This is a genomic window from Streptomyces pluripotens (assembly GCF_000802245.2).
Lineage (GTDB): Bacteria > Actinomycetota > Actinomycetes > Streptomycetales > Streptomycetaceae > Streptomyces > Streptomyces pluripotens.
Map to the genome: position 1 here is coordinate 3,727,493 of NZ_CP021080.1, position 26,316 is coordinate 3,753,808.

The window sequence follows — 26,316 nt, forward strand, 5'->3', positions numbered from 1 at the left end:
GGCCCCACAGGGTGGCAGGGCGGTTTCAAAGTCCCGGTGATCACGTGAGTGCGCAGGTCGCGACGGTATGACGATGCGCGGTCGGCCCGGTCCGTACGCAACGAAGCTCCGGTTGATGCCGGTGACCGATCAAGTCGCCCGCACCGCCCGGAGCTTCGATGTGCCGTCAGTCTGCCACCGTCTGTCTGATCAAGTCGCCCACCCGTCAGCACCGGTTGATCGGACCGCTGGCCCTGCGGCTGCGGACCTTGGCCGACCCCCGGCATCGGCGCGGGAAGCGTCACTCGTTCGTGAGCGTGCTGCTGGTGGCCTGCTCGGCGGTGCTGACCGGAGCCCGTTCCTTCGCCGCGATCGGCCAGTGGGCAGCGAGCGCCCCGCAGGACACGCTCGCCCGGCTCGGCGCCCGCGCCACGACGGTCTTGAACGTGCGCATCGCGCCGAGTGCGGCGACCATCCGCCGCGTCCTGAACGCCGCCTGCCCCGGCGGGCTCGCCGACCTGCTCGGATCCGATCCGGCCGGGGCGGACACCCTCGCGGTGGACGGCAAGAGCGCCCGCGGCTCGCGCCACGGCGAGATCCCGGCCGCCCATCTGCTGGCCGCGATCACCGGCGCCGGCCTGACCGTCACCCAACTGCGGGTCCCCGGCAAGACGAACGAAATCACCTGCTTTGACGCCTTGCTGGCGCCCTACGACCTGACCGGCGTCACGGTCTCCGCGGATGCCCTGCACTGCCAGCGCGATCACGCCCGGTTCCTCGTCGAGGAGAAGAAGGCGCACTACGCCTTCACCGTGAAGCGCAACCAGAAGAACCTGCACCGCCAACTCGCCACCCTGCCCTGGGAGAAGGCGAGTGCGAAGTTCTACGACCGCACCGATGCCCACGGACGCCTGGAGACCCGCGTCGTGCAGGCCCTGACCATCACCGACCTCGGCGTCGACTTCCCCCACGCGGTCCAGGTCGCGAAGATCGTCCGGCACCGCACTCAGCGCAAGACCGGCAAACGCAGCCGCGAGACGGTCTACGTCATCACGGACCTGGCCAGCCGCGAAGCCTCCCCCGAGCGCATCGCGAAGATCGTCCGTTCGCAGTGGATCATCGAGAACCGTCTCCACTTCGTCCGAGACACCGCCTTCGCCGAGGACGCCTCCACGGTCCGAACCGGACACGGCCCGGACAACATGGCCACCCTCCGCAGCTTCGCGATCAACACACTGCGAGCCTCCGGCCACGCGAACATCGCGGCCGGACTCCGCGAGATGTCCTACGACGGCTTCCGCCGACCACTGGACCTCCTCGGCCTTGCCTGACCAGCGCTCCCACGCAAGATCAAAAGACTTTGCAACAGCCCTGAGGCTGTGGATCGCGCTCGGAATCCGGGAAAGTACGGCGATACCGACGACTGGTAGGGCCCCGGAACGCCGCCCACCAGGGCGTGTATCAGGACCACATAGCGCGACGAAGCCCGGCTCCCGCTACGGGGAGCCGGGCCTCCGTGCGTTCGTCAGTCGACGAGGTAGTGGGGACTCCTCCGCTCCCGCCCATTCCCCTTGCATGCCGACAAGACTGGCTCCAGCTCTACCGAGCCGGGGTCAGAACCCGAGATTTCATCAGACTTCTAGTGCGTCAATTCGTCGAACACATCGTCCGGCAGCGTCTTGATGTACGCGATGCGTGCACGTATGGCTGCCTCGAGATTGGCCAACGACAAGCTCACCGACGGCTCGGTGAAGTGTTCGCTGCCTGACTCAGCGGTGAGTAGAGCGACAGCGTCGTAGTTGCCCTCCTTGACCATGCGTTCGAAGAAGATCTTGTAGCGCCCTATGTACGACGCCCCCTCGAAGATCGGGTCCGCCGGGAACGGCATGTTCTTGGGCACCTTGACCGCGCTCAACGATCCCGGTGCGCGTTCCACGAGCATGATGAAACCGAACCAGGGCTTCAACTGGCCAAACAGGCCGCGCTCCACGGCCATCTGGGAGTCGGCCGCGAGCCCGAGGGCTTCCTCCGTCCGGTTGTTGAAGTTGTTGCCGAACGAGGGGCCTCGCTGGGACTTGAACTCCATCGCCGCGATCAGGGAGCCGCGGTAGAGCACCAGGAGGTCCCAGTTCTTCGCCGGGCGAAAGTACGCCGGGAGGTTGTTGTGACCGGTCGTTCGCACCTCAAGGGTGATATCCGGATCGTCGCGCCATAGTTTCGCCACGACTTCCTGCATCGCGTCCATCTGCTTGCCGCCGGTGACGGCTGCGCGGTTGCCGGTGTCCTTGACTCCGGTGGCCTGTCCCTGCTTCGCGGCCTGTAGGTCCAGGCCCTCCCAGTAGCCGAGAACAGCGGCGCGCCAGGTCTCGACAGGTGTCAGGTCGCTCATGACCCCTCTTCTTCTATTCGGATCCTCAGATGCTGCCGGCAGGCAGCCCGTACGCTTCTTCGGCCGCACGCGTCGCAGCCGTCCTGTCGCCGGCGCGGAACGCGTCACGGAGCCTGGAGGCGATGTCGTCGGGGATCGCTTCGGGGCGCGGGACGGCGATCTTCCGCAGGTACTGCGCCTGGAATCGCAGAGTGCCGCCGCGCATCTTCACGCCGTAGGCACTCACGAAGGCTTCTGCGATCCGGGACAGCAGCAACCCGCCAAGCACTTCCATGTCCCACGACGACGAGACGATGTAGTACAGGTTGTGGTGCGGGTAGTAGCCACCCGGCTCCAGCACCGGTGTGATCTGGGCTTTCATGTCCTGAAGAAGTAGCTTCGGCTGTTCGGCGAGGCCCGGGTAGACCTTGTCGATCGTGCGGTGCCAGGTGTTCGGGTTCTTCCTCGCGACGAAGCGCTTCTTGACGTTCGGGTGCGATGCAAGCGCGTCCGCGAACTTCGGGTAGTCCACCAGGTCCACGAGCCTGCCTTCGTCGTCCCACGGGTTCAGCAGCATCTTCGAAGGCGTCGTGAGGCGACCTGTGCGAATGTCGTCGGCCATGACGATGGGTGTCAGCCGATCTTGCTCGACGTCGATGCCAGCGTCTGGGCTGATGATGTAGGCCCTGTCGGCTCCGGTCGCGACCCCAATGCTGATCTTCGTCGTGCCGTCGGCTTCCAGCGTCGGGAAATTCTCCTGCAGGTGCTCCAGCAGCTTGATGGTGTGAGGGGATCCCGCGGGCCAGAAGTCATCGGTCTCGAACCAGCTGGGCAGGCGTGCGCCCTCCCATCCCTGGCCTGAAGCCTCCTCCGCCGTGCCTTGCACGAACGCCAGGGCCTCACTCGCGGAGGCCACTCCGAATGCGGCGGTAGTGTCGATGAACGTGGAGCTGCCCTGCTCGGAGTTGGCCAGCACCGTGATCGCCGGATAGGCCGAGACCTCTGCTTCAAATGCGTCCACGTCGTGCATCTGCCACACGGACTCGACCGCGTAGCGTGAGGTCACGAGACCCCGCAGGTGCTTCCCGTAGGCGTTCCGCATCCAACGGTCCGCGCAGATGAACCCAAGCTTCCCGCCGCTTGCGAGCATGGACAGCGATCGCTCGTAGAAGCCGACGTAGATGTCCGCCCGTCCACGCATCGTCCGCCATGTCTTGCGGTAGGCAGCCTCGGTCTCATCATCGAGGTCTTCGGTGCGGATGTACGGCGGGTTGCCGATCACGAAATCGACATCCGTCGGTACCTCGTCGAGAAGGAAGTCGCCGTGGCGCAGCCAGCCTGCAGACAGGGCTCGGGCCTCTGTGGGACTTGCCCCAGCGGCTTGGAGCATGTCTGCCGATTTCTTCCGGCAGGTCGCGACATGCTCGTGCTGGAGATCGAGACCGTACAGACAGTCAGCCAGCGCCGGCAGCTCCGTGCCATGGACCCTTGCAGACTCGAGTAGTCGCTCCAGTACAGGGACGAAAAACGCTCCGGACCCGATGGACGGCTCAACGAGCTTCATCTGGGTGAGGTCCTTGGTTGCCGTATAGCCGATCAGATCAAGAATCGTCTCGACGACCCATCGACGGGTGAAGACCTCGCCGTACTCGACCTCGTCGGGGGCAGCTGCAGCCATGGATTCCTCTCGTCATGGCTCACTGCACGAGCCCTCACTTCAAGGCTATCGGTGGGCACGACCGCCAGAGGACTTCCCGCAACTACTCGAATTCGTGGCTCCACGGCGGCTCGTCGAAGCTCTCTCCATGATCAGTGGAGTCCAGACTCCTGTGCGCCTCCGGCAACAGGCACGTGACCCAGCAGGGCAGTCGCTGGCTGATCAACCTCGGACTCACCCGCACCACGGGCGCGGTCGCGCAGGTTCATGACCGTCCGCTCGCGCCAACTGAGACCAGAACTGAGACCACGGAACGACGAAGGTCCCGACCGCAGTGCGGTCGGGACCTTCGTTTCGGCTGGTCAGCCGTGGCGGAGGATACGAGATTCGAACTCGTGAGGGGTTGCCCCCAACACGCTTTCCAACTGTTCGTGTGGCTGTCCGGCAGGGTCCGTAGGCGTTCTGACCTGCTTCTTAGCGCCCTGCTCACAGGTCGGCGTACCCCGCTGAACGGAGCTGAACGCAACCCAAACTGCAACCCTCCCGCTGCCCCTTGACCTCCCCAGTCATCGGCCTTCCAGCCGATCCGGCAGCGACGCGCCCGCTACGCTCCAGGAGCTGAGGCCGAGAATCGGCTTCTGCGTCGATTCCCCAGCTCAACGTCCGGAGGTCGTGGACAGGGATAGGCGCCGTCGGCCGAGATCAACTCTGAGAATGGTGACGAAAGGAATCGCTTAGCGGGACTCCGGCGGTCAGTGTCCGCAGGACCTTCCGGGCCTCGGCGCGGAAGCGTTCGTCGTCGAGGATGATCCGGTCCTGGAGGCCGGCGCCCACGACGCGCCGGTCGCCGTCCGCAAGGCCGCGGATCAGGTCGAGCTGAGCGTCGGTGAAGGCTGTCGGGCCGAGCGCGACGCAGGCTGTCAGCACGGCCGAGGCGGAACGCGCGTACGAGCCCGGTCGGGCCGCTGCCAGGACACGGTCGGCCAGGGCGGTCCGGGCGAGCCCGGCGGGGGCGTCGGACTCGGGATAAACGCTGGTCAGGACGAGCACGAGGGCGGGGGAGAGTTCCGGATCGTCCGGCAGCGGCAGGAGGTCGGGGACGAGCGGCTCGGCTGCGGGACCGAGCAGGCAAGCGACTTCGGCGGCGCGCTTCACCGTCGCCTGGCCCCATGCGTGGGAGGCCCAGGCGAGGCCCTCCTGGATCACTGGGAGCACCGCCTGCTCATCCCCGGTCAGCTCCCAGACCAGCGCTGCGGCCCCGAGTGCCGCCCTGATCGCCGGCACGGTCTCGCGCGACTGCGCCGGTTCCGCCAGCAGTGTGTGCAGCAGCGGCAGCAAGGGACGAGCGGCCTCCCTGAGCGAGGCGGCCGCGGTGACGGCGTGGTCCAAGCCGTTGCCTCGCTCGGCCAGCAGCTCGGAGAGTACCGAGATCAGGGGGGCGGCGTCGCCGGTCAGGGAGTGGAGTGCGCTTGCCGCTGACTGACGCGTGGCCGAAGGTCCCTGTCCGGCCTGGGCTCGCAGCGCCTCGTTCACATGGGCGTCGGCCTGGGGATCGGCCACGGTGGCCAGGGCGCGGCTGACCGGGAGCGGATGGCGCGGCAGCGCGGCGAGCAGCTCCGGCAGGGCGGCCCTGGCCGACCTGCCCCAGGCGGCCAGCAGCCCGCTCAGGTAAACCGGTTCGTTGGTCGCGGCCAGCCCGCCGTCGAAGACCGATCTGCGCTCGCGGGATGGTTCGGCGGCGAGCCGGACGCGTATCGCGTCGAGCAGCGGCGTCCGGTCCTCGCCGGGCGCGTGGGTATGACTCGGCGTCCCGGTCTCACCGGTCGCGAGGCGGTACGCGGCCGCCAGCGCGCGGGGCCGCTCGGGCAGGTGGCGGGCGAGCAGCCCGGTCGCCTCTGGGGCTCCTAGGTACACCAGCGCGGCGAGGGCCTCGTCGGCCGACTCGCCATTGTCCTGCGCGATGGCAAGCAGGGCCGGCACCGCCTCCGGGGCCGGCTGACCCCAGGTTCGCAGCAGCGGGATCACGTCGGCCGCGGTGGCCGGATCGTCGAGCAGCGGGAGCAACTCGGGGAACAGCCGGGCCGGGGCGGTTCGTGAGCGGCGGGCGAGGGACTCGGCGGCCCACCGCGCCTCGGTGATGGCGGCCTGTGCATGCTCGCTCCCCTGGAGCCGCAGCGCCACGGCCCGCCCGAGCGCGGAGCCGACCACGTTGATGGCGGTGTCGGCCTCGCCGCGTGTGTGCAGTGCTTTGGTGAGCGCCTGCAGCGGCTCCCGCTCCCACAGGGCGCCGAATCCGTGCCGCTCCAACGGGACCAATGCCGTGACGCGCGCGGTCGCCTCCATGCCCCACGGCAGGCCGCAGTCGGCGGTGACCAGCAGCGCCGCAACCTGAACCGGCGCCGGCTCGTTTCCGGCGAGCACTGCGGAGCACAGCTTTTCGGCCGCATCGGGATCCAGGAGCGCACGGGCCGTCAGCACGTCCGCGCGCACCATCGGATCGCTCTCCGCCGACCAACGGGCCCGCAGCGCCGCACGCGCATCGGGGCCGGCCGCCGACCGGCACTGGGCCACCGTCCACGCCGTGGTCCGCCGCACCTCGCGATCGTTGTCCGCGAGCAGCGGCAGGAGCAGCCCCAGCTGTGCTGCAACGGCGCCGCGGGCCGCGCCGGGCACCGGCAGATCGTGCTCGTCGACGCTCCCGGCGATCACACCGAGCATGCCCACCAAGGCGCTTCGGCGCACGCCTTCGGCAACGAGTCGCGCCAGGAAGGGCACCGCGGGCGCTGTCGCCGTGTAGACCGTGCCCTGGTGCACGATGCTGCCCCACAACTCCTGCTCCGCCTCCGCGGCAGTCTCCTCCACCGGGGACGCGAGATCCCGAAGCAGCGCGGGGACGTCCTCTGCGGAGCCATAGGCATGGCGCAACTGTGACCAGTCCACCTGGTCGATGCCGGCGAAGACGAGGGGGAGATCCATGCCGCGGATCATGCCACCTGGAACCGACAACGGTCGGCTGCGCCCACCTCGGCAGCACGACCGAGACCGGGCTCCGGGGCGGGACGCGTTCGCCCAGATCCGCCAGGCCAGAGGGCCGGAATTGGTGTGCGGGTGAGAGCGCAGCCGACCATACTCGGCGAGTGTCCACGATTTCGCGCCGCCCGTCGAGTCAGCGGTTCCGCGATCCCCGGCGGACCGCTTACGACTTCCTGTCTGAGATCAGCGTGGTCTGCCCGCGGTGCATGAGGAGTGCCTTTGTACGGCCCGTTTCCGATCCGGAACCCAGTCAGCGTCCGTTCTTCGCCCCGCGACGGCTCACCTGCCTCCACTGCGGCCTCACGAAGGCCCGCGCGCGTCGTGAGCTGATCTTCCCGCACGGCACCGCACGCGGCATGACCGACCCGTACTTCGGGCTCCCACTGCTGTTGCAAACCGAGACCCGCCACGGCTGGCTCTGGGCCTACAACCCGCAGCACCTCACTCTCATCCACGACTACGTCGCCGCGTCCCTGCGCGAGCGCGCCCCCTGGTACGACACCGGGCAGAAGATGACGCTCATCGCCCGCCTGCCGACCTGGATCAAACACGCCAAGAACCGCGGCGAGATGCTGCACGCCATCGCCCGCATCCGGGGTAGTTCGTTCTGAGCGAGCAGAAAGGGCGCGGGAGCAAGCTGACGGACCTCATGCAAGATCACTGCTGACGCCGCTGGGCTTCACACCGGGGACCCGGAGCGCCTATCCCTTGGCAAGGACATGTGCGAGTGTCGCCGCCCGCTCCGCCATCCCCTGCTTCCACGGCGTCCCGTCCTCCTCGGCGATCTCCCGCCACAGTGCTGAGGTGGCCGCGCCGAACGCCGCGAGGGCTTCCGGTTCGGCGTCCCGCCATGACGGGAAGCGGCCCGCGAAGGCGACCGCCGCCTCCACCGGGTGGCCGGCGTCCATGAGCCGCAGTGCCAGGGCGCCCGGGTCGATCCATGCCGCGCCCCGTGTCGGCCATGCCCAGTCGACGAGCCGGGCCCGCTCGCCGACGATCAGGACGTTGTCCGGGGCGAAGTCGGTGTGCAGGAGGGTGTTGCCGCTGAAGTGATGCACCGTTCCCGGCGGGGCGTAGTCCGCCCACCGGTCGACAGCGTCCTTGATCTCGATGTCGGCCGGGGCCGTGACTGTTTGTAGTTCGGTGAGCGCGGCTTCCACGAGCGGTAGGTCGGGTGAGCCGGGCGCGTAGTCGGCGTGGCGACCGTCGACCACCTCGTAGCCGAGGAAGCTCCAGCCGTCGAGCTCCAGGTGCCAGTACAGGCGCGGGCAGGACGCTGGCAGGTGCGGGGCGACCGCCGCCTCGCGGCGCTGCGCGGCGACCTGGGGGTGGTCGGTCGGGATGCCCTTCACGAAGACGCTGCCGCTCTCGGTCTCCAGGACGGAGGCGATGCCGGAGTTCATGCCGCCCTGCACGGTCAGCGCCTGGTGCACGGCGCCGGTCTTGTCGGCGACGGCCTGGCGGATGCCGGTGGGGAGCTGCTCGAAGGGGATGCGGGACATGGACACGCGCGGTTCCTCAGGGGTGCTCGGGTATGGGGAGTGCCGCCCCGGCCAGGGTACGGCCGGGACGGCACTCAAGGGGTGGAACAGGGGGGCGGCACGGGCGCCACCCGTGGTTGATCTAGTAGGGCTGGTCGTCACCGGCCGAGCAGCTGCACTCGGCACCCTCGGCGGCCTCGTCCAGGTCGGCGATGATCTGGAACTCGTCGTCCTTGATCGACGCGGTGGTCAGCGGCACCGGCAGAACACCGGTCGGGCCGTCCGCCGGGCGGCGGCCGATGGTGAGCAGCACCGGCTCGCTGGGTGGGGTCAGGGTTGCGCTGGGCGGAGTCATGATCCGTAACCTCCATGTTGGCAGTAGAGCTCTCGTCGGTCCCCCGCCTCCTGGTAGAGCCTGGCCAGCGGTCGGCACGTGCGGCACGTGCCGACCTTCGTGCAGCCGGAGCATCCACCGGTGCGGAGCTGTAGGGACTCGGCGATCGCGCCGAGTCGGGGGAGGGCTTCGACGCCCTCGGTGATGAGGTTCACGCTGGGGTCGCGGCCGACCTTGCAGATCGACGCGATGCCGTGTGGGTTGACGTGGAAGAACGTGCGGCCGGCGTTGCAGCCGGTGAAGATACTCCTGGCCTTGAGGTGGCTCTGCGCCTGCGTCGCCAGCGGGTTAGCCTCGCCGTCGATCGTGGGCGACATGTTCGTGAAGACCTGGTGCGGGAAGCCGTACGACTGGGCGAGGCGCACCATCGCGTCGGTCTCATGCACGTTGTCGTCCGAGACGATCACGTTCAGGCGGACCGGCAGCCGGTCCTCGCGGGCGGCGTCGAGGCCCTTCAGGAACCTGCTGAACGCCCCGCGGTTCCGCGTGACCTTGTCGTACGTCCCGGCGGTCGCGCCGTACACGCTCAGGGTCAGCCGGTACGGCCGGTGGCGGGCGAACAGGTCCCGGATCGGCTGCTTCCGCAAGCTGGAGCCGTTCGACGAGACCTGGACCATCATCCCGAGCTGGTGGGCGTACTCGTACGCGGCGCCGAACTCGCGGTCGATCAGTGCTTCGCCGCCGGTGATCTGCAACCACAGGACCCCAGCGTCCCGCAGTGTCCGGAGAAGCGTCTGCTTGCCTGCCCAGTCCAGGCCCTCAAACCGCTTCTCGCCGAGGTAGCAGAACTCGCAGTCGTAGTCGCAGCCGAGGTTGATCTCCCACGACGCCTTGCCGTATGCGAAACGGGACCGTTCGCGGACGAGGACGACGTCACCGATCGGCAGCGCGGGCAGCTCGGTGCCCCATGCCTGCCTCGCCGCGTCGACGAGCCAGGGCGGAATAGGCCGGTTCTTTGCGTCGGCGGCCCGCAGCTCCTCGTAGCGGACCTCCGGGATACGTACGCCAGCCGCGCGGCCGGGCTGGACGAGGAGGTACTGGGCGAGGAACGGGCTGGCCACGAGTCGCGGGAGCGGCCTGCTCGGCGGTTCATGGGTACTGGCACTCGTTGCGGTCATGGGACCTCCATCGGTAGGTGCGAGGGGTCGAGCGGGCCCGATCGTGGGCGCTGATCAGCCAGGAGCCCCAGGGCGGTGGACTTCTTCGCTCAGCGCAGGTCAGGGCGTGGTCCGCGTCGTCGACGCAGCCACGCCGATCACGAAGCCGCACGAGGCGGACACGAGCACGATCAGCAGCGGTCCCGTGTAGCGGGCGACTCGGCTGACCAGGGCGCTGATACGGCCGGTCACGGCTTCCACCAGGCCCTCCACGGCCGGGTGATGATCTCCCGGTAGGTGTGGTGCGACGGATTGCGGCCGCCGTGCGCGAACACCCAGTCCTGCGGGGCCTCGTATTCGGTGTCCGTGGGCGAGGTCTCGCCGCACACCGCGCACTGCATCGCGTAGCTGCTCGGCTCGGCGTCCGGCTCGCGGTCGGGCTGGAGTGTCCACTGCTGATGGCGGACGACCGCACGCGTGCTCATCGGCCGGCCTCTTCGGCGGGGCCCCGCAGACTCGCCATGGCCAGCGCGGTTACGAGGTCCTCCGCCTCGGTGAACGCCGGTCCGTCGCACGGTCCGCTCACCCACCGAAGCAGCCCGTCCCAACCCGGAGGAGCCAGCACCACCCACGAACCCGACCCGAGCGCGGTGGAGTCGGGCACGTGCCAGATCCGCGCGGTGCCGGGCCGGGTGAGGAAGTACGCCCGTCCGCTCGACAGATCGTGGAGCACTGGACCGACCGGGGCGTCCGAAGTTTCCAGAAACCGAACCGCCCGCATACCGAGGTCCGACGCGACCCGAACGGCGTCCCAGTCCTGCCCGGCGGCAAGTAGCCTCGGCTGATGGAGAGTTCGAGCCCAGACGGGCGATCGGGATCTTCCCTGGTGGAGCCGCATCGTTGCGCGTCCCTCCTCGTCAGGCAGCGGGCGGTGACCATGTCGTCACGGGGTGCGTCATGAGGAAAACGCCTGTGTCGGGGGAACGGCGAGCGTTGATGCGGGGCATTCATGCGCGTATGCGGTGGACGCATATCCCGATTCGCGAACCGGCGGGCCCGGTACATACCGTGAGGGGGAAGCGGACATGAACTGGTCGGGAGGCGTCGCCCGCGAAGCCTCCAGGGCGGGCGACTACGGGCGTGTCATCGAGGTGGCTCGCAGAGCGGCGCGTATGACCCAGAGACAGCTCGGCGACGCCTGTGGCCTGTCACAGTCGGCGGTATCCCGGATGGAGAAGCGGGGTGTCGGCGACTACAACATGACCATTCTCGCGAGAGCCGCCGGCCACCTCGGCATTCCGCCGACCCTGGTCGGACTCGCGGAAACCGGCTCGGTGCCCGCCGCGCCAGCAGAGGGACTTGAACCAGTGGAACGGCGCCAGTTCATCGCAGGGGCGCTTGCCGTTGCGGCGCCCGCCGGCATCACGGGTGCGCTGCCACGACTGCCCCAGACGGGAGCCGACCAGGCCGAGGTGCTGCGTGTCGCGACAAGCGCGTACCGTCGCCTGGACGCCACGGTGCCGGCTCGGCAGCTCTCGGACGCCGTGCAGGGGCACATGCGTCTGGTGCGTACGGTCGCCTCGCAGGCGCCGGACCAAGTCGCCCGTGCCGAGCTGGCGGCTGTCGGCAGCGAAGTAGCCAGTCTGGCAGGCTGGTTGAGCTGGGACATGGCCGACGCGGGATCGGCTCGCACCTGGTACGGCGCGGCGATCAAGGCCGCCCGTAGGTCCCAGGACCGGCTGCTCATCGCGTACCAGCAGGGCAGTCTCGCCCAGTTCGAGGTCGAGGCCGGCAACGTCTCCCAGGGGCTCGGCCTGATTCGGGGCGCCCGCCGCCAGCTCGGCACCGAATTCCCTGCCATAGCGGCGGCCTGGCTCTCAGCACTCGAAGCAGTCGCCCACGCGACGGCGGGCGACGGGCGAGCCGCCGACCAGGCTCTGCTCGTCAGCGCCTCCGAGGTCGAACAGATCCCGGGTGAGGACGCCCCACCCTGGCCGTGGGTCTTCGCCTTCGACGAGCGCAAGGTCGCCGCCGCCCGCGTCACCTGCGGTGCCCGGCTTGCCCGCCCGCGGTGGGTGCTCACCTCTCTGGACGACGCCACCGCCGCTCTCTCCTCCCACCATGTGAAGCAGCGCGCCCTGCTCGGACTCGACGTCGCCGCCGGGCATATGGCCGCTGGCAACCTCGACACCGCCTTCGCCTTGGCCGCCCGCTCACTCGACGCCGGACTCACGCTGCGCTCCGGCCGCGTCGTCGAACGCGCCCGCGCCTTCCGCCGTACCTACACCTCAGCCAATCCGCCCAGCCTCATCCGCGACTTCGACGCCAAGCTGCACGACGCGTATCTGTAACCGTCGGACCCCACCCCGTCAGGAGAACGACATCCATGAGACTCGGCATCACCGGACACCGCGGCCTGCCCGAGGCGGTCGAGCGGCAGGTACGCGCACTGCTCACCGAGACGGTCGGCGGGTACGCCTCCGCCGACCTCGTCGGCCTGAGCTGCCTCGCGGACGGCCCCGACTCCTGGTTCGCCCAGACCATCCTGGACCATGGCGGCCAGCTCGAAGCGGTGCTGCCCGCCGAGCAGTACCGCGCCGACCTGCCCGACTGGCACCATCCGACCTTCGACGCCCTCCTCGCCAGGGCCGGACGAACGCACCGCACCGGCCTCGACTCCTCGGGCTCCGACGCGCACATGGCCGGCAGCGAACTCCTCGTCGACCAGGCCGACGAACTCCTCGCCGTCTGGGACGGCCTTCCCGCGCGCGGCTACGGCGGCACGGCCGACGTCGTCGCCTACGCCCGCCAGAAGGGAGTGCCGGTCCGGATCATCTGGCCCGAAGGCGCCACCCGGGACTGATCCCGTCTTCGTCCTGACGATCTCAGCAGGTCAGCGCCGCGACCGCAGTATCCCCGTTTCCGGCACAGCCGCAGTCGGGCGAGCGGAGAAAGAGCCCACCAGGGCCCAGCACCCGCACCCGGTCGGCCAGCGTGGCGACCTCTGAGAACGATTCAGCGCCGAGCGTGGCCTCCCGTTGCGGGAGGACACTGTTCCCCGAGGGAACACGGATCCGGCTGTTGTTCTGTTTTGGACGCGGGGCATGTTCAGTCTCTGAACGGCCTTGGAGGAGAGCATCGGCCTCGGCCCGAGACGTGGCGAGTGTGGACAGCCATCCCCGGCGTTGGTGTCAGCGCCTGCGGCGCAGGGTGTCGTCAGGCCGCTGGACGGCGGCTGGTGTGGGGGTGGACTGGGTGCTGGTGGTCGTCGCTTGGCGGGTGCGGGTGGTGGCCGCCCGGGTGCGGGCGTTTGTCTGGTCGGCGGTGTTGTTGCGGAGTCGCCAGGTGAGGACTTGGGCGGGGTGGTCGGCGCTGTCCAGTTCGCGTCGTCCAGCGGCAGCGGTGAGTGCGTGCCGGGGTGGGGTGCCGGCGGACTCGGCCTGGGCCAGGGCTGTGGCGAGGGCGGGCCAGGCCGGGTCGGTGAGGATGCGTTGGGCGTGCTCGGGTACGACCGCCTGGACGGCTGCGGCGAGGCGTCGGGTCTCGTCCGGTCCGGGGGTGCGTTCGGCCAGGCGGGCGAGCACAGGTCGGGCGGTGTGCTGGTAGGCGGCCTGCAGGTGGGTGAGGGATTGCCGTGCGGCGGCGGCCTGCTGCTCGTGTCCGCGTTGTTGGTGCCAGTGGTCCAGGGCGATCAGTACGTAGACCGCGGTGGCCAGCAGGGCTACCACGGCGGAGCCGTCCTCGCCGCCGACGGCGCGCATCAGTTCCTTGCCTGCCTGCCGTAGAGCGTATGCGCTCTGGTGTTCGGCGCGGATCGCGGAGCGGTTCGCGCGGTCGAACGCGGCTGCTGCGGCATGCAGTTCGGCTCGGGCTCCCTTCGGGGCGGTGGCGGCGGTGTTGTGGAGCAGTTCGGCGAACGCTGCCGCCTGGGCCTGTACCTGCCTGTCGAACGCCTCTTGGTCATGTCCGTCCTCCGGCCAGAGGAGGAAGGTGTGGGTGGTGCGCAGTTCGGTCTCCGCGCACCTCCATGCGTCGGCCTTCGTGCTCTGGCCGTTCCGGACCGATGCCCTGACCGTGGTGTCGGCGGGGGTCGGGAGGAAGCGTTCACGCAGGCGGTTGAGGGACAGGTCGGGGGCGAGGGTGGAGCCGGCGTAGTAGATCGGCTCGTCGTTGGCGTCGGTGTCGCCGGGGGCGGCGAGGCTGTAGCCGGTGGTCTCACCGGTCCCCGGGCCGATCCGTGTCTGGACCTTGATGCCCAGGGCCGTGAGTACGGCGAAATACTCGTGCTCATCGCGCGCGGCGGCTGCTGCGGCGTATGCGTGCTCGCGCAGCCATTGCCGCGTGGTCGTCTTCCGGCCCTGGCGCTCGGCCTTGGCCACCTCGGCCCCGGTGGGTGTTTTCGGGGCGGTGCCGTCGCCGGACTTCAGGCGCCGAAGCCCGAGTTCGATCTCGATCTTGCGGCACTCGGCCTGGGCGCGCCGGCCGTCGCCCTTGTTGCGGGGGCGCCGGCCGTCCTCGCGCACGCTGGTGGCCAGGATGTGAATGTGATCCTCGGCGTGCCGCACCGCGATCCACCGGCAGCCCGAGTCGTCGCTGTGCGGGGCGATGCCAGTGGCGTGGACGACGCGGCGGGCGACCTCGGCCCATTCGGTGTCGGTGAGGTAGCGGTCACCGGGGGCTGTGCGGACAGGGCAGTGCCATACGTGCTGCGGCACCTTCTTCCCGGTGCGCTGCCGACGCAGTTCGACCGGCTGGTCGAGGTACTGCGCAAGTTCGGACAGCGCGGACTGGTGCTCGTCGAGGGGGACGCGTCCGGGGTCGGTGATACCGGGCATGGCGAAGGCGGCGACGATGTGCGGGTCGGTGTGCTCGTTGCGGCGGCCCGGTCCGAAGAGGTAGGAGAGCAGGCCGCGAGTGCGATCCCCAGTGGAAACGTCAGGCACCACGGCGACCACCACCCGCCAGAACCTGCTCCAGCGCGCGACGTGCCAGCCGCGCGACCTGGTGCAGTTCGTCCAGGACCTGTTCGGCACGGTCGGGCAAGTCGCCGCTGTGGATCGCGCGGACGATCTGGTTGAGGTTCGAGCCGATCCGGTGGAACTCCCGCAGCAGCCTGCCGAACCTCTGCTCAAGGCTGCGGGCATCCGTGACGGCCGACTCCATGACGCTCGTCACACCGCAGGTACCGTCCTGCTCATCCTCGGGGTTCCGGACACCGTCGTGGACGTGATCATGGGATGGGGGCCCGGCCAGTCCGCCCGCATGCGTCGGCGATACCAGCACCTGACGGACCGGGTGCTCAAGGACACCGCCGACAAGATCGGCGGGTTGCTTTGGGAGCAGGTAACTGACTGACCGAACCCTCTGTGAGGGTGAGGGCGCGGTTTCCCCACCGGGCCCTCACCTCACGGCGAGGTTTCGGGCGGGTGTACCCCGTCGTGTTCAGCACCGCAGGCCCGGGGGTGCGGCCGAGCCGCAGCGGGTCATTCACTCATCATCAACGAGGCCGGGTAGTAGCAACTGCCTGTGTCGTTGGCGTGACGCTTCTTGCGGCTTAGCAGCTCATCGAGCGTGGTGTGCCCGTCGAGCACGGCGAAGATGTCGACGCCCTCCATTGTGATGAAGCACGTCCCCTCGGCGTAGCGCTCCTTGGCGCCCTTTGTGAACCCGCGCACGCTTATGTACAAGCCGAGCGCGTTCTTGCCCTTGTGTCGCACCTTCTCGACGAAGCTGCCAAGGTAGTGGACCTCAACCGGCTCCTTCAACCACTTCGCCTCCACGATGTACACGTCCGTGTCGTACGTGATGGATCCATCGATCTGCTCGTAAGACAGGCTGTAGGAGAGTCGCGGGTCCAGGTCGAACAGGCGGAAGAGCGGTAGCTGTCAAGTCAAATGAAACGTATGTGCGGCTATGAGTTGTGTTGCTGTGGTTCACGCCGCCTGGCGGGGTCGTTGATCCATGCCTGCTGGGGAATCGTCGGTGGTGCGGGGCGGCGGTTGAAGCGTTCGGGATGCTGCTCGAAGGCGGCTGTGAGGGTGGCCGCCCGCTGCTCGCGGACGAGTTCGGCGGTGCCGAAGTGGACGCTGGCGGGGGTGTGGTAGCCGATCCCGGAATGCCTGTGCACGTGGTTGTAGTGCGAGATGAACGCGTCCATCCACTCCCGCGCGTGGGCGAGGGAATCGAAGCGTTCTGGGTAGTCCGGCTGGTACTTCGTGGTGCGGAACTGGCTCTCGCTGAACGGGTTGTCGTTGCTGACCCTGGGCCTGGAGTGGCTACGGGTCACGCCGAGGTCGAGGAGCATCTGGGAGACCTGCTTGGACGTCATGGAGGTGCCGCGGTCGGCGTGCACGGTGTGCGGCACGATCCCGTTGCGGTCGATCGCCTCACGGATCAACTCCTCGGCCCGCGCGGCGGATTCGGCCGCCTCGACGGTGTGGCCGACGGCGTAGCGGGAGTAGATGTCCAGGATGACGTAGCCGTGGTACCAGTTTCCCTTCGCCGGGCCGGCCAGGCATGTGATGTCCCAACTCCATACCTGCGAGGGGCCGTCGGCCACGAGCTCGGGAACCGTGTGGGGCGGGTGGGTGGCCTGACGGCGGCGTTCACCGTCCTGCCCGGCCTCCTTCAGGATCCGGTACATGGTGCGCTCGGAGCAGTGATAGCGGCCGTCGTCCAGTTCCCGGGCGTAGATCTGCGCGGGTGGCAGGTCCACGTACTCGGGCCGGTTCATCAGCTCCAGCACCGCCTGCCGCTCGGTGTCCGACAAGGCGTTGACCGGCGTGGGCCTCGGCGCCTTGGGTCTGGGCGGGGCCGGGTTCAGCCGCCGGTGATGGGTGGCCCGGGAGCGTCCGGCGATCCGGCACGCCGCCACGATGCCCAGGTACGGGGTCAGCTCCTCCACGGCCTCGTGGAGGAGCGGCTCCAGGGCGTCCTTCAGTCCGCGCTCTTGGAGAGTGCTTCCAAGAGCGCGTGTGTTTTTCCCAGCACCTCCAGCGCGGCATCCCGCTTCGCAACCTCCTTCTCCAGCCGCTCCACCTGACGCCGCAGCTTGTCGTTCTCGGCCTCGGCGGGGTGCTTCTTCGGGCGGGTGGGGCTGGTGCGGTGGTCGGTCAGCTTCTCCAGCGCGCCGGCGTCTCTGGCCTGACGCCACTCGATGACGTGGGAGTGGTACAGCCTCTCCCGGCGCAGAATCGCGCCCTTGTCTCCGGCGGGGGCGGCGTCGTACTCGGCGACGATGCGCAACTTGTACTCGGCCGAGAAGCGACGACGCTTCGGCCGCGGAGCGGGAACCTGCTCGGAAGAATTGGTACGGGACATGCGGATGGGTGCTCCTGTCGTGCACGCCCACAATATCTGATCATTTCAGGGCGTCTCACCCAACGGTGTCAGAGAGGGGAGCTGGTTGAGGAATGGCTCGAACTCACGTCCGGCCTTCTGTCGATTGGGTTCTGCCTCCAAGCGCAAGAACTCGTCCTTCAGCTCCGACAGTCGCTGAGCAAAACTGCGGCGGGTCTCGGTCGCCGCGCGGTGCTCCGCCAGGTCGCTCGTGAAGCGCGCCTCGTCCGCGATGAGGCCCCGGTGCCGGTCCACACAAGCCTTCAGTGCCGCCACTGCCTCCAGAGCTTCGGTGATCAACGTGTCGGCATCCTCGTGCCGCTTGAGCTTGGGGAAGCTCGTCATCTCCGAAACCTCGACCATGAGGTTGATCGACAGGTCGCCATACCGCCGTTCGTTGCCGTGCAGCCGGTCCACGAACTCCTCGGCGGTCTGCCATTTGTAGCCAGAGAAGTCGAGTGCAGCGAGGAGCTCTGGGTATCCCTTGGCCCACCGGCGGATGAAGCCTTCGAGGTCACCCTTGTACCAAAAGATGTGCTTGAGGGCGGATCCGAGCGCACCGTATGCGGCTGGACTGATCGGCTTCGTGGGCATCGGCTCGGCTGCCACGTTCCCCTACCTTCTCCCCGCGGGTCGACTGAGGACCCGTCACCTCAAGCAGAGAATGTTATTTGGCTTCCGGCCCGCTGGCGGGGCCGCGAGACAGAGCACTGTCGCTTGCGAATCCGTCCGTCGGTCGTGGGCTCTCCTGGGGCCGGTAGTGATTGCGGTCCGGTCTCTCCGCTGTCTGGCCGGGCAGCTCTCAGTCCGACATGACCAGGCACTGGCCCCAGCGGGCCATCCGTTAGGGATCTTCAGTAACGCAGGAGGATGTCGGCCGGCTGTTGGCGGAGTAGGGCCGTCCCAGCGGTTGATCTCGGTAACTGCAACCCAAACTGCAACCCTCAACGTCGAAGGGCCCCACCGCGAACGGTGGGGCCCTTCGACATCGTGCCCGGTGAGGCACTGGCGGAGGATACGAGATTCGAACTCGTGAGGGGTTGCCCCCAACACGCTTTCCAAGCGTGCGCCCTAGGCCTCTAGGCGAATCCTCCGCCGGAAACATTACATGACCGAGGGGAGTGCTCGCGAACTCGTTCTTGCGGGCCAGCATCGGGTACCCTGTGCGGAGCCCCTCACGCGGCGCTATCTGACTGAACTCCCCCAGGGCCGGAAGGCAGCAAGGGTAGGTTGGCTCTGGCGGGTGCGTGGGGGGCGCTTGCGTTCCCGGCGGGGCCCGGGAGTGGCCGTGGGCGCGCGGGGGTGGCCTCGGGCGGGGCCCGTTGTCAGCGGGCGCCTATAACCTCGTATACGTGTCGTCTCTCGCGCTGTACCGCCGCTATCGCCCGGAAACCTTTGCCGAGGTCATCGGGCAGGAGCATGTCACCGACCCGCTGCAGCAGGCGCTGCGGAACAACCGGGTCAATCACGCGTACCTGTTCAGCGGACCGCGTGGGTGCGGGAAGACCACCAGCGCACGCATCCTGGCCCGTTGCCTGAACTGTGAGCAGGGTCCCACCGCGACACCGTGCGGCGAGTGCCTGTCGTGCCGGGACCTGGCCAGGAACGGGCCGGGCTCGATCGACGTCATCGAGATCGACGCCGCTTCCCACGGTGGCGTGGACGACGCCCGTGAGCTGCGTGAGAAGGCCTTCTTCGGGCCCGCCAGCAGCCGGTACAAGATCTACATCATCGACGAGGCCCACATGGTCACGTCGGCCGGGTTCAACGCGCTACTGAAGGTCGTGGAGGAGCCCCCGGAGCACCTCAAGTTCATCTTCGCGACCACCGAGCCCGAGAAGGTCATCGGGACCATCCGGTCCCGGACCCATCACTACCCCTTCCGGCTCGTCCCTCCGGGCACGCTGCGGGACTACCTCGCCGACGTGTGCGGGAGAGAGAGCATCCCCGTCGAGGAAGGTGTGCTTCCGCTCGTCGTGCGCGCCGGTGCCGGCTCCGTGCGTGACTCGATGTCCGTCATGGACCAGCTCCTCGCCGGCGCCGGGGCGGAGGGCGTGACATATGCCATGGCCACGGCGCTCCTCGGGTACACCGACGGCTCCCTCCTCGACTCCGTGGTCGAGGCCTTCGCCACCGGTGACGGAGCCGTGGCCTTCGAGGTCGTCGACCGCGTCATCGAGGGCGGAAATGATCCTCGCCGGTTCGTCGCTGACCTGCTGGAGCGGTTGCGCGATCTGGTGATCCTCGCCGCCGTACCGGACGCCACCGAGAAGGGCCTCATCGACGCCCCCGTGGATGTTCTGGAGCGCATGCAGGCTCAGGCCTCCACCTTCGGCGCCGCGGAGCTGAGCCGTGCAGCCGACCTGGTCAACGAGGGCCTGACCGAAATGCGGGGCGCCACCTCGCCCCGTCTCCAGCTGGAACTCATCTGTGCGCGCGTGTTGCTTCCCGCCGCCTACGGTGACGAGCGCTCGGTGCTGGCCCGCCTCGACCGTCTGGAGCGCGGGGTCAGCTTCTCGGGCGGTGCCGGTGCGCCCGCCATGGGCTATACGCCCGACCCCGAGGCCCACGTCGGCGGTGCCCCCGTACCGCCCGGTGGTGGGCCCGCGGCGGTCCGTGCGGCAGTACGGGGCGCGGGTGCCCCGGGCGGCGGCGGAGCAGGCGCCGTTCCGGCAACTTCGCCTCCTGCGGAGGTTCCGGCGGCTCCCGCAGCGTCTGACCCCGTCCCCGCATCCACCCCTACGCAGGCCCCTGCACCCGCTCGCGCCTCTGTACCCGGGGCTGTCCCCGGGGCTGTCCCCGCCTCGACTCCGGCAGGGACTACGGCTCCCGCTCCCGCGGCCCAACCCCCTTCGCCGCCGACGGCTCCCCCCGCTGCTCAGGCTCCCGGCGCCTGGCCCACCGCCGCTCCCGCCGGCAGCGGACGGCGTCCCGGTGGGTGGCCCACGGCTGCCGCTCCCGCCCCCGGCGCCCCGCAGACGCCGGCCCCCGGCCGCGCCCCGGCTTCCCCGCAGCAGCAGGTGGCCCCCGCGGTACCGGCGCCGGCCCAGGCCGCGCCCACCGGCGGACTCGACCCCCGTGCGCTCTGGCCGAACATCCTGGAAGCCGTCAAGAACCGCCGCCGCTTTACCTGGATCCTGCTCAGCCAGAACGCCCAGGTGGCCGGTTTCGACGGCACCACCCTCCACATCGGCTTCGTCAATGCCGGTGCCCGCGACAACTTCGCCGGCAGCGGCAGCGAGGACGTGCTGCGGCAGGCACTGGCCGAACAGTTCCACGTGCACTGGAAGATCGAGGCGGTTGTCGACCCGTCCGGCGGCTCCGCCATGGTGTCCGGCGGCGCCTCCGGCAGCTCCGGCGGCTACGGTGGTCCCCCGGCCATGTCCGGCTCCGGCGGCTACGGTGGGGCTCAGCCCGGTGGTGCCGGCCACGGCGCACCGGCCGCACCCCGACCCTCGGCCCCCCGGCCCCCCTCCGCACCCCCGCAGAGCGGTTCCCCGGCCGGCCTGGCACCGGCCGCCCCCCAACCGGCCAGGGCATCCGAGCCGCCCCCCGTCGCACCCGAGGACGACATTCCCGAGGATGACGATCCGGATCTGGATGAGTCGGCCCTTTCCGGCCACGAACTGATCGTGCGTGAGCTGGGGGCGACGGTGGTGGAGGAGTTCTCCAGCGAGTAGGGACCGGAAGGCCATCAGGGCGCCGGCCCAGCTCCTTTGGAGGAAGCTCCAGCAAACCCGGCTCCCGGCCTTCGGTGGCCTTGCCAGTAGGCTGACCCCGTGAAGGTCCTCGTCATCGGCAGCGGCGCCCGCGAACACGCCCTGTGCCGTTCCCTGTCCCTCGACCCCGACGTCACCGCGCTGCACTGCGCCCCCGGCAACGCCGGCATCGCCGAGGTGGCCGAGCTGCACCAGGTCGACCCGCTCGACGGTGGGGCGGTGGTGTCGCTGGCCACCGGCCTCGGTGCCGACCTGGTCGTTGTCGGCCCGGAGGCCCCGCTGGTCGCCGGCGTGGCCGACGCTGTCCGGGCGGCGGACATCCCGGTTTTCGGCCCGTCTCGGGAGGCCGCGCAGCTGGAGGGTTCCAAGGCCTTCGCCAAGGACGTCATGGCAGCGGCCGGAGTGCCGACGGCGCGCTCCTACGTGTGCACCACCGCCGAGGAAGCTGCGGAGGCTCTCGACGCTTTCGGCGCGCCCTACGTCGTCAAGGACGACGGACTCGCCGCGGGCAAGGGCGTTGTGGTGACCTCCGACATCGGGGTGGCCAAGGCGCACGCCGACGCCTGCGACCGGGTGGTCATCGAAGAGTTCCTCGACGGCCCCGAGGTGTCGTTGTTCGCCATCACCGATGGTCGCACCGTCGTGCCGCTGCAGCCCGCCCAGGACTTCAAGCGCGCCCTGGACGGCGACGAGGGCCCTAACACCGGTGGGATGGGTGCGTACTCGCCGCTGCCGTGGGCCGACCCCAAGCTGGTCGACGAGGTGCTGCAGACGGTACTGCAGCCGACCGTGGACGAGCTGCGCCGCCGCGGGACCCCTTTCTCCGGCCTGCTCTACGCCGGGCTCGCGATCACCTCGCGCGGTGTCCGGGTCATCGAGTTCAACGCCCGCTTCGGTGACCCCGAGACCCAGGTCGTGCTGGCCCGGCTGAAGTCCCCGCTGGCCGGTGTGCTGCTCGCCGCCGCGAACGGCACTCTCGCTGATCTGGAGCCCCTCCGCTGGCGTGAGGAAGCGGCCGTCACCGTCGTCGTCGCCTCGCACAACTACCCCGGCACCCCCCGCACCGGCGACCCGATCACCGGCTTGGAAATGGTGGCCGCTGAAGACGCTCCGCACGCGTACGTGCTGCACGCCGGGACGAAGCGGCAGGGCGACACCGTCGTCAGCGCCGGAGGACGGGTGCTCTCCGTCACGGCCACCGGGAAGGACCTGGCCGAGGCACGTGAGCGGGCGTATCGGGCGGTGGACCGGATCGGCCTGGACGGCTCCCAGCACCGCACCGACATCGCAGCGAAGGCAGCGCAGGTGCCAAGCCTCTGACCTGCCCTTCTGGCAGCCCGGGCCCCGGATCCACGATCCGGGGCCTGATCTTTGCCGTCTGTCACCCAGCTCTGACCAAAGCCATTCCATCGGGTGAGCAATCCCCCATCCGGCTGACGGGGGCCGAGGCCCCAACTAGGGTGCCGCGCAAGCGTTCCGGCACTTGGCCCACTGGCATTGCGATGTCAGTGAGGGGTGCCACAGTGGGGGAGTGAGCAAGACCAGGGCGGCACTGCATCGGCAGGGAGGGGGTGAGGTCGGCACGTGACCGGAATGGGTATGGAGGTGGGTGCGCAGGCCGCGCGCTCACGGGCCGTCGCCGTGCTCCGGGTCCGGGGCCGGGCACTGGGCGTGGCCCTGCTGCCCGCGGGTGCCGCGGTGATCCTGCTGACTGGCGGTTCGACCGGCCATCTCGTCGGGCGGGGCTGGGACACCGCCCGCTGGATCGTGAGCGTACTCGCCGTTCTGGTGCTGCTGGCCGCTGCGGGTGTCGCCCTGGTCCTGGCCAGGGCCCGCCCTGCAGTGAGTCCCACGGTCCCGGTCGCGGAGGAGGCCGCCCCGGACCTGTACCGAATGGTGCGCGACCTCGCCGATCGCCTCGACGTGCCGGCCCCCTCAGCCATAGCGGTCACCCCGGACTGCGACAGCTGGCTGGAGGACCGTACCCATGCGGCGCACGGCCCGCCCCCGCCTCCGGGGCCCGACGAGACACCGGGCCCGGGGCGGCGCGCCCACCGCCGTACCCCCGCCGCACCGGTGCTCGTCATCGGTTCACCGTTCCTGTGGTGGATGCGGGTTGGTGAGCTGCGCGCGGTCATCGCCCCGGTCATCGCCGGTACGGGCCCCTCTGCCCATCCGGACATAGCCGCCGCCCGCCGCTTCGTGAGCGGTCTCGATGCGGCGGTGGCCGTCGCCTCGACCCCCGGCCGCTGTCTGCCGGTCCGCGGGGTGTGCGCGGTCCTCGGCTGGGTGGCCCGGCTGCTGCTGCGGGGCTGCCGGGAGCACGCGACGCAGATGGAGCGCGGGGTCGCTGCGGCGGCGGCCGAGCGGGCGCAGACGGTGGACTACGGCCTGCGGATCGTCGCCCAGGAACAGGTCGGCCTCGCCTACGCCGGCTGGGACCGGCTGCTGACCAGGGTCGCTCTTCCCGCTTGGCGCATGGGCCGTTGGCCCGCCCGGCTGGACGTCGGTGTGGTGGCCGCGCTGACCGAGCTGTCCCGGCGTGACCGGCTGGCCGAGAACTTCACCTCCCGGCTCGGTGAGCGTCCCGCTTGCGACCTGCTGGAGGAGCCCGGCGTGGTGGACGAGGCGGCCTCGCTGCTCGCTGCCCGCCTCTTCCACGGCGGCCCGGCCGAGCCCGGCCCCGACTGGGCCCCGGTGGACTGGCAGGCCTACCCGGAGGAGGTCGTGGATCGCACCTGGCGCGCCGACGCGGCCCGGTTGCACCGCGTCCTGGACTCCCTGGGCGTCCATGCCTCCCCGGACCCGACGGCACCCGACTCGGGCGGCCCGACTCTGGCCCGGGTCCTGGACCACCTGACCGAACCCACCTCCGGGCACTCCGTACAGCCGCACCAGGTGCCCGACGGCACCGGGGGCTCCGGCGCGCGGACCGGCGTTCCCGAGAGTGCCTCCGGCCCCGATCCGTCTGGCCCCGATCCGTCCGGCCTCGGCCACGTCTCCGAGGCCTGTGACGCTTCTGGTGCCTTGGGCGTTCTGCACTCCTGTGACGACGAGGACGACGGCCTGGGGGACGGCGATGACACCGACTCCGGGACCGAGCGCAGTGCCGTTCTCGCCGCGGGACTGAGCGCCGAGCTGGCTCGGGAGGAGGCCGCCGTGCCGCGAGGTGCTAGTGCCGTCGGCCAGAGCTCCGAACGCGCCGAGTGGGACGACGGCGGGCTGCCGCTCTTCCCGCTGCAGCCCCCGCGCACCGCCCGTGACCTGCTCGCCGACCACGTCACGGCGATGGTGTGCTGCGCGGCCGTCGATACCGCCGGCGGGTCGCCGGCCCTGGACTGGCTGGACGGTCCGTCCCTGCTGCTGGGCGGCGAACGGACCGCTGACCTGACACCGAAGGTTTTCAGCCTCATCGAGGACGGAGACCCGGGCCCGCTGCGCGACTGGCTGGCCGCTTCCGGGATACGCCCCGAGAAGCCCGTGCGGCTCGTCTGACACAGGGGTGCGCAGGGGCGCGCCGCTGCCCCAACTGCCCTAACGGAGCTGCGACTTCCAGTTCAGGTCAATTCGCAACGACTAGTGACCGGGCTCGTGCGTTATGTGATGTGCTGGGACCGACCACGCGCGTGGCAAGGGCATGCGACATACGACGGTAAGGCCGAGCACCACCTACACAGCACACGGGGGTACGAGGGAGGGGAGCGTTCATGGCCTTGGACCACATCCGCCGCTGGGAGTCCGGAGCACTCGCGCACGCCGTCACAGATCCCTTCGGCCTGGGCCCGGTGCCCTGGCTGCGGGGCAGCGAGACCTACTTCGACGACACTGGTCATGTCGTGCCCTGGTACGTCGACCCGAGCCCGCAGCGGCCCGCCGATGCCTCGGGCGACCCCCGGGTACCCGCGCCTCGTACGGCGGACTCCGGGCCTCGCTCGGCGGACGACGTGCACCGCCAGATCAAGGGTTTCACCGCCACCGGCACGGTTACGCCCGGCGAGGCGATCGACTTCCACATCACGGTCGACCCGCCCCAGCAATTCAGCGTGGACGTCTATCGGATCGGCCACTACGGCGGCGATGGCGCTGCCAAGATCACCACCAGTCCGCGGCTGTCCGGCATCGTCCAGCCCCCGCCGCTGGCCGCCGACCGCACGGTCTCCTGCCACCACTGGTGGCTGTCCTGGCGGCTCCAAGTGCCTTCCCACTGGAGCATCGGCGCCTACGTGGCCGTGCTCACCACCGCCGACGGCTACCGCTCTCATGTGCCGTTCACGGTCCGCGACGACCACCCCGCCGACCTGCTCCTGCTGCTGCCCGACATCACCTGGCAGGCGTACAACCTCTATCCGGAGGACGGCCGTACCGGCGCCAGTCTCTACCACGCCTGGGATGAGAAGGGCCGTCTCCTCGGTGAGGCCGACGCGGCGACCACGGTCTCCTTTGACCGTCCCTACGCGGGTGCGGGCCTGCCCCTGCACGTCGGCCACGCCTACGACTTCATCCGCTGGGCCGAGCGGTACGGCTACGACCTCGGGTACGCCGAGGCCCGCGATCTGCACGCCGGCCGCGTCGATCCCACCCGCTACCGGGGCCTGGTCTTCCCGGGCCATGACGAGTACTGGTCGGTGGCGATGCGCCGCGCCGTCGAGGACGCCCGCGACCGGGGCACCTCGCTGGTCTTCCTCTCCGCCAACACCATGTACTGGCAGGTGGACCTGGCGCCGTCCCCATCCGGAGTCCCGGACCGGCTGCTGACCTGTCGCAAGCGCAAGGGGCCGGGCAAATCCGTGCTGTGGCGGGAGATCGATCGGCCCGAGCAGCAGCTCGTCGGCATCCAGTACGCAGGCCGGGTGCCCGAGCCGCACCCGCTGATTGTCCGCAACGCCCGCCACTGGCTGTGGGAGGCGACCGGCGCGCATGAGGGCGACGAGATCACGGGCCTGGTCGCTGGCGAGGCCGACCGGTACTTCCCACGCGCCCCGCTGCCCGAGCACGACGAGCGCATCCTGCTCGCCCACTCCCCCTACACGGACAATGACGGAGTCCTGCGTCACCAGGAGACCTCCCTCTACCGCGCCCCCTCCGGAGCCTGGGTCTTCGCCTCCGGCACCTTCGCGTGGTCCCCGGCCCTGGACCGCCCCGGTCACGTGGACCCCCGCATCCAGCGCGCCACGGCGAACCTCCTCGACCGCATCTGCAAACGCAACTGACCCGCCGGCCGCAGCAACCGGCCCGCCGGGAGACGCAACC

Annotated in this window: 23 protein-coding genes, 1 tRNA gene, 1 other RNA gene and 1 pseudogene; 10 read left to right on the forward strand and 16 right to left on the reverse strand. The window is 69.7% G+C overall.

The genetic code is table 11. The features are described 5' to 3' along the window. Nucleotides 1-158: 158 nt before the first annotated feature. Complete coding sequence (locus tag LK06_RS16850) at nt 159-1,310, forward strand: ISAs1 family transposase (protein WP_234367286.1); 1,152 nt, start codon at nt 159-161, stop codon at nt 1,308-1,310. 308 nt (nt 1,311-1,618) lie between these two features. Here LK06_RS16850 and LK06_RS16855 read toward each other — a convergent pair whose 3' ends face one another. From LK06_RS16855 to LK06_RS16865, 3 genes are all read right to left on the reverse strand, one after another. Then, the gene (locus LK06_RS16855; protein ID WP_063891019.1) at nt 1,619-2,368 is read right to left on the reverse strand and encodes a PaeR7I family type II restriction endonuclease; all 750 of its coding nucleotides are present in this window, start codon (nt 2,366-2,368) and stop codon (nt 1,619-1,621) included. 25 nt (nt 2,369-2,393) lie between these two features. Continuing rightward, the gene (locus tag LK06_RS16860) at nt 2,394-4,025 is read right to left on the reverse strand and encodes an Eco57I restriction-modification methylase domain-containing protein (protein ID WP_043404397.1); all 1,632 of its coding nucleotides are present in this window, start codon (nt 4,023-4,025) and stop codon (nt 2,394-2,396) included. Between the two features lie 681 nt (nt 4,026-4,706). Continuing rightward, nucleotides 4,707-6,980 carry a hypothetical protein gene (locus tag LK06_RS16865; protein WP_043404395.1) on the reverse strand — a complete coding sequence of 758 codons (2,274 nt, stop codon included), beginning with the start codon at nt 6,978-6,980 and terminating at the stop codon, nt 4,707-4,709. 161 nt (nt 6,981-7,141) lie between these two features. Here LK06_RS16865 and LK06_RS16870 point away from each other — a divergent pair, with 161 nt between their 5' ends. After that, nucleotides 7,142-7,648 carry a hypothetical protein gene (locus tag LK06_RS16870; protein WP_052318822.1) on the forward strand — a complete coding sequence of 169 codons (507 nt, stop codon included), beginning with the start codon at nt 7,142-7,144 and terminating at the stop codon, nt 7,646-7,648. Between the two features lie 90 nt (nt 7,649-7,738). Here the strand turns inward: LK06_RS16870 and LK06_RS16875 are convergent, their stop codons facing one another. From LK06_RS16875 to LK06_RS16895, 6 genes are all read right to left on the reverse strand, one after another. Beyond that, complete coding sequence (locus LK06_RS16875; protein WP_234367614.1) at nt 7,739-8,539, reverse strand: phosphotransferase family protein; 801 nt, start codon at nt 8,537-8,539, stop codon at nt 7,739-7,741. 121 nt (nt 8,540-8,660) lie between these two features. Next, the gene (locus tag LK06_RS16880) at nt 8,661-8,873 is read right to left on the reverse strand and encodes a hypothetical protein (RefSeq protein ID WP_043404388.1); all 213 of its coding nucleotides are present in this window, start codon (nt 8,871-8,873) and stop codon (nt 8,661-8,663) included. Beyond that, complete coding sequence (locus LK06_RS16885; RefSeq protein WP_052318821.1) at nt 8,870-10,030, reverse strand: radical SAM protein; 1,161 nt, start codon at nt 10,028-10,030, stop codon at nt 8,870-8,872. The genes LK06_RS16880 and LK06_RS16885 overlap by 4 nt, the downstream gene beginning before the upstream one ends. A gap of 99 nt (nt 10,031-10,129) precedes the next feature. Beyond that, nucleotides 10,130-10,270 carry a hypothetical protein gene (locus tag LK06_RS33220; protein ID WP_159025308.1) on the reverse strand — a complete coding sequence of 47 codons (141 nt, stop codon included), beginning with the start codon at nt 10,268-10,270 and terminating at the stop codon, nt 10,130-10,132. Further along, a complete protein-coding gene (locus LK06_RS16890; protein ID WP_043404372.1) occupies nt 10,258-10,494 on the reverse strand; it encodes a DUF7848 domain-containing protein in 237 nt (78 codons plus the stop codon). The genes LK06_RS33220 and LK06_RS16890 overlap by 13 nt, the downstream gene beginning before the upstream one ends. Next, nucleotides 10,491-10,742: a hypothetical protein gene (locus tag LK06_RS16895; RefSeq protein WP_043404369.1), complete on the reverse strand. Its 252-nt coding sequence runs from the start codon at nt 10,740-10,742 to the stop codon at nt 10,491-10,493. The genes LK06_RS16890 and LK06_RS16895 overlap by 4 nt, the downstream gene beginning before the upstream one ends. A gap of 352 nt (nt 10,743-11,094) precedes the next feature. Between LK06_RS16895 and LK06_RS16900 the strand changes: the two genes are divergently transcribed. Both LK06_RS16900 and LK06_RS16905 read left to right on the forward strand, forming a co-directional pair. Further along, complete coding sequence (locus LK06_RS16900; RefSeq protein WP_071659329.1) at nt 11,095-12,360, forward strand: helix-turn-helix domain-containing protein; 1,266 nt, start codon at nt 11,095-11,097, stop codon at nt 12,358-12,360. A gap of 35 nt (nt 12,361-12,395) precedes the next feature. Beyond that, the gene (locus tag LK06_RS16905) at nt 12,396-12,872 is read left to right on the forward strand and encodes a hypothetical protein (protein WP_043404366.1); all 477 of its coding nucleotides are present in this window, start codon (nt 12,396-12,398) and stop codon (nt 12,870-12,872) included. A gap of 328 nt (nt 12,873-13,200) precedes the next feature. Here LK06_RS16905 and LK06_RS16910 read toward each other — a convergent pair whose 3' ends face one another. Together LK06_RS16910 and mobC are read right to left on the reverse strand one after the other, a co-directional pair. Continuing rightward, nucleotides 13,201-14,955 (reverse strand): relaxase/mobilization nuclease domain-containing protein, encoded by a 1,755-nt coding sequence (locus LK06_RS16910; protein ID WP_043404444.1) that lies wholly within the window; start codon nt 14,953-14,955, stop codon nt 13,201-13,203. Beyond that, a complete protein-coding gene (mobC, locus tag LK06_RS16915; protein ID WP_043404363.1) occupies nt 14,945-15,172 on the reverse strand; it encodes a plasmid mobilization relaxosome protein MobC in 228 nt (75 codons plus the stop codon). Before mobC ends, LK06_RS16910 begins: the two co-directional genes overlap by 11 nt. Between mobC and LK06_RS16920 the strand changes: the two are divergent. Further along, nucleotides 15,134-15,364: pseudogene (locus LK06_RS16920) on the forward strand (tyrosine-type recombinase/integrase); the annotation flags it as partial. The gene mobC and the pseudogene LK06_RS16920 sit on opposite strands and share 39 nt — an antisense overlap. 128 nt (nt 15,365-15,492) lie before the next feature. Here the strand turns inward: LK06_RS16920 and LK06_RS16925 are convergent. From LK06_RS16925 to LK06_RS16940, 5 genes are all read right to left on the reverse strand, one after another. Then, on the reverse strand, nt 15,493-15,876 hold the full coding sequence (locus LK06_RS16925) for a restriction endonuclease (protein WP_107430817.1): 384 nt from the start codon (nt 15,874-15,876) through the stop codon (nt 15,493-15,495). 44 nt (nt 15,877-15,920) lie between these two features. After that, nucleotides 15,921-16,913, reverse strand: coding sequence for an IS3 family transposase (locus tag LK06_RS16930; RefSeq protein ID WP_411572771.1), 993 nt, complete (start codon nt 16,911-16,913; stop codon nt 15,921-15,923). A 32-nt stretch (nt 16,914-16,945) separates the two neighbouring features. Beyond that, nucleotides 16,946-17,329 carry a transposase gene (locus tag LK06_RS35290; protein WP_043404360.1) on the reverse strand — a complete coding sequence of 128 codons (384 nt, stop codon included), beginning with the start codon at nt 17,327-17,329 and terminating at the stop codon, nt 16,946-16,948. Between the two features lie 45 nt (nt 17,330-17,374). After that, on the reverse strand, nt 17,375-17,956 hold the full coding sequence (locus LK06_RS16935) for a hypothetical protein (RefSeq protein WP_043410509.1): 582 nt from the start codon (nt 17,954-17,956) through the stop codon (nt 17,375-17,377). Between the two features lie 397 nt (nt 17,957-18,353). Then, a tRNA-Ser gene (locus tag LK06_RS16940) sits at nt 18,354-18,441 on the reverse strand. Nucleotides 18,442-18,513: 72 nt separating this feature from the next. On the opposite strand from LK06_RS16940, the gene ffs reads away from it, so the two are divergent. The 5 genes from ffs to LK06_RS16965 all read left to right on the forward strand — a co-directional run bounded on the left by ffs (nt 18,514) and on the right by LK06_RS16965 (nt 26,276). Beyond that, nucleotides 18,514-18,612: signal recognition particle sRNA small type (gene ffs, locus LK06_RS16945), an RNA gene on the forward strand. Nucleotides 18,613-18,699: 87 nt separating this feature from the next. Next, nucleotides 18,700-21,027 (forward strand): DNA polymerase III subunit gamma and tau, encoded by a 2,328-nt coding sequence (locus LK06_RS16950; RefSeq protein ID WP_043410506.1) that lies wholly within the window; start codon nt 18,700-18,702, stop codon nt 21,025-21,027. A 99-nt stretch (nt 21,028-21,126) separates the two neighbouring features. Further along, entirely contained in the window at nt 21,127-22,386 is a 1,260-nt protein-coding gene (purD, locus tag LK06_RS16955; protein ID WP_039656595.1) for a phosphoribosylamine--glycine ligase, read from the forward strand. A 264-nt stretch (nt 22,387-22,650) separates the two neighbouring features. After that, a complete protein-coding gene (locus LK06_RS16960; RefSeq protein WP_043432810.1) occupies nt 22,651-24,561 on the forward strand; it encodes a M48 family metalloprotease in 1,911 nt (636 codons plus the stop codon). Nucleotides 24,562-24,773: 212 nt separating this feature from the next. Then, nucleotides 24,774-26,276 (forward strand): N,N-dimethylformamidase beta subunit family domain-containing protein, encoded by a 1,503-nt coding sequence (locus LK06_RS16965; RefSeq protein ID WP_039650391.1) that lies wholly within the window; start codon nt 24,774-24,776, stop codon nt 26,274-26,276. Nucleotides 26,277-26,316 lie beyond the last annotated feature (40 nt).

Bases quoted from the DNA above. Each gene is read 5' to 3' on its own strand.
- LK06_RS16905 (WP_043404366.1), top strand. From the start codon at position 12,396: ATGAGACTCGGCATCACCGGACACCGCGGCCTGCCCGAGGCGGTCGAG.
- LK06_RS16880 (WP_043404388.1), bottom strand. From the start codon at position 8,873: ATGACTCCGCCCAGCGCAACCCTGACCCCACCCAGCGAGCCGGTGCTG.
- LK06_RS16900 (WP_071659329.1), top strand. From the start codon at position 11,095: ATGAACTGGTCGGGAGGCGTCGCCCGCGAAGCCTCCAGGGCGGGCGAC.
- LK06_RS16865 (WP_043404395.1), bottom strand. From the start codon at position 6,980: ATGGATCTCCCCCTCGTCTTCGCCGGCATCGACCAGGTGGACTGGTCA.
- LK06_RS16875 (WP_234367614.1), bottom strand. From the start codon at position 8,539: ATGTCCCGCATCCCCTTCGAGCAGCTCCCCACCGGCATCCGCCAGGCC.
- LK06_RS16850 (WP_234367286.1), top strand. From the start codon at position 159: ATGTGCCGTCAGTCTGCCACCGTCTGTCTGATCAAGTCGCCCACCCGT.
- LK06_RS16860 (WP_043404397.1), bottom strand. From the start codon at position 4,025: ATGGCTGCAGCTGCCCCCGACGAGGTCGAGTACGGCGAGGTCTTCACC.
- LK06_RS16885 (WP_052318821.1), bottom strand. From the start codon at position 10,030: ATGACCGCAACGAGTGCCAGTACCCATGAACCGCCGAGCAGGCCGCTC.
- LK06_RS16890 (WP_043404372.1), bottom strand. From the start codon at position 10,494: ATGAGCACGCGTGCGGTCGTCCGCCATCAGCAGTGGACACTCCAGCCC.
- LK06_RS16855 (WP_063891019.1), bottom strand. From the start codon at position 2,368: ATGAGCGACCTGACACCTGTCGAGACCTGGCGCGCCGCTGTTCTCGGC.
- mobC (WP_043404363.1), bottom strand. From the start codon at position 15,172: ATGGAGTCGGCCGTCACGGATGCCCGCAGCCTTGAGCAGAGGTTCGGC.
- LK06_RS35290 (WP_043404360.1), bottom strand. From the start codon at position 17,329: ATGTCCCGTACCAATTCTTCCGAGCAGGTTCCCGCTCCGCGGCCGAAG.
- LK06_RS16965 (WP_039650391.1), top strand. From the start codon at position 24,774: ATGGCCTTGGACCACATCCGCCGCTGGGAGTCCGGAGCACTCGCGCAC.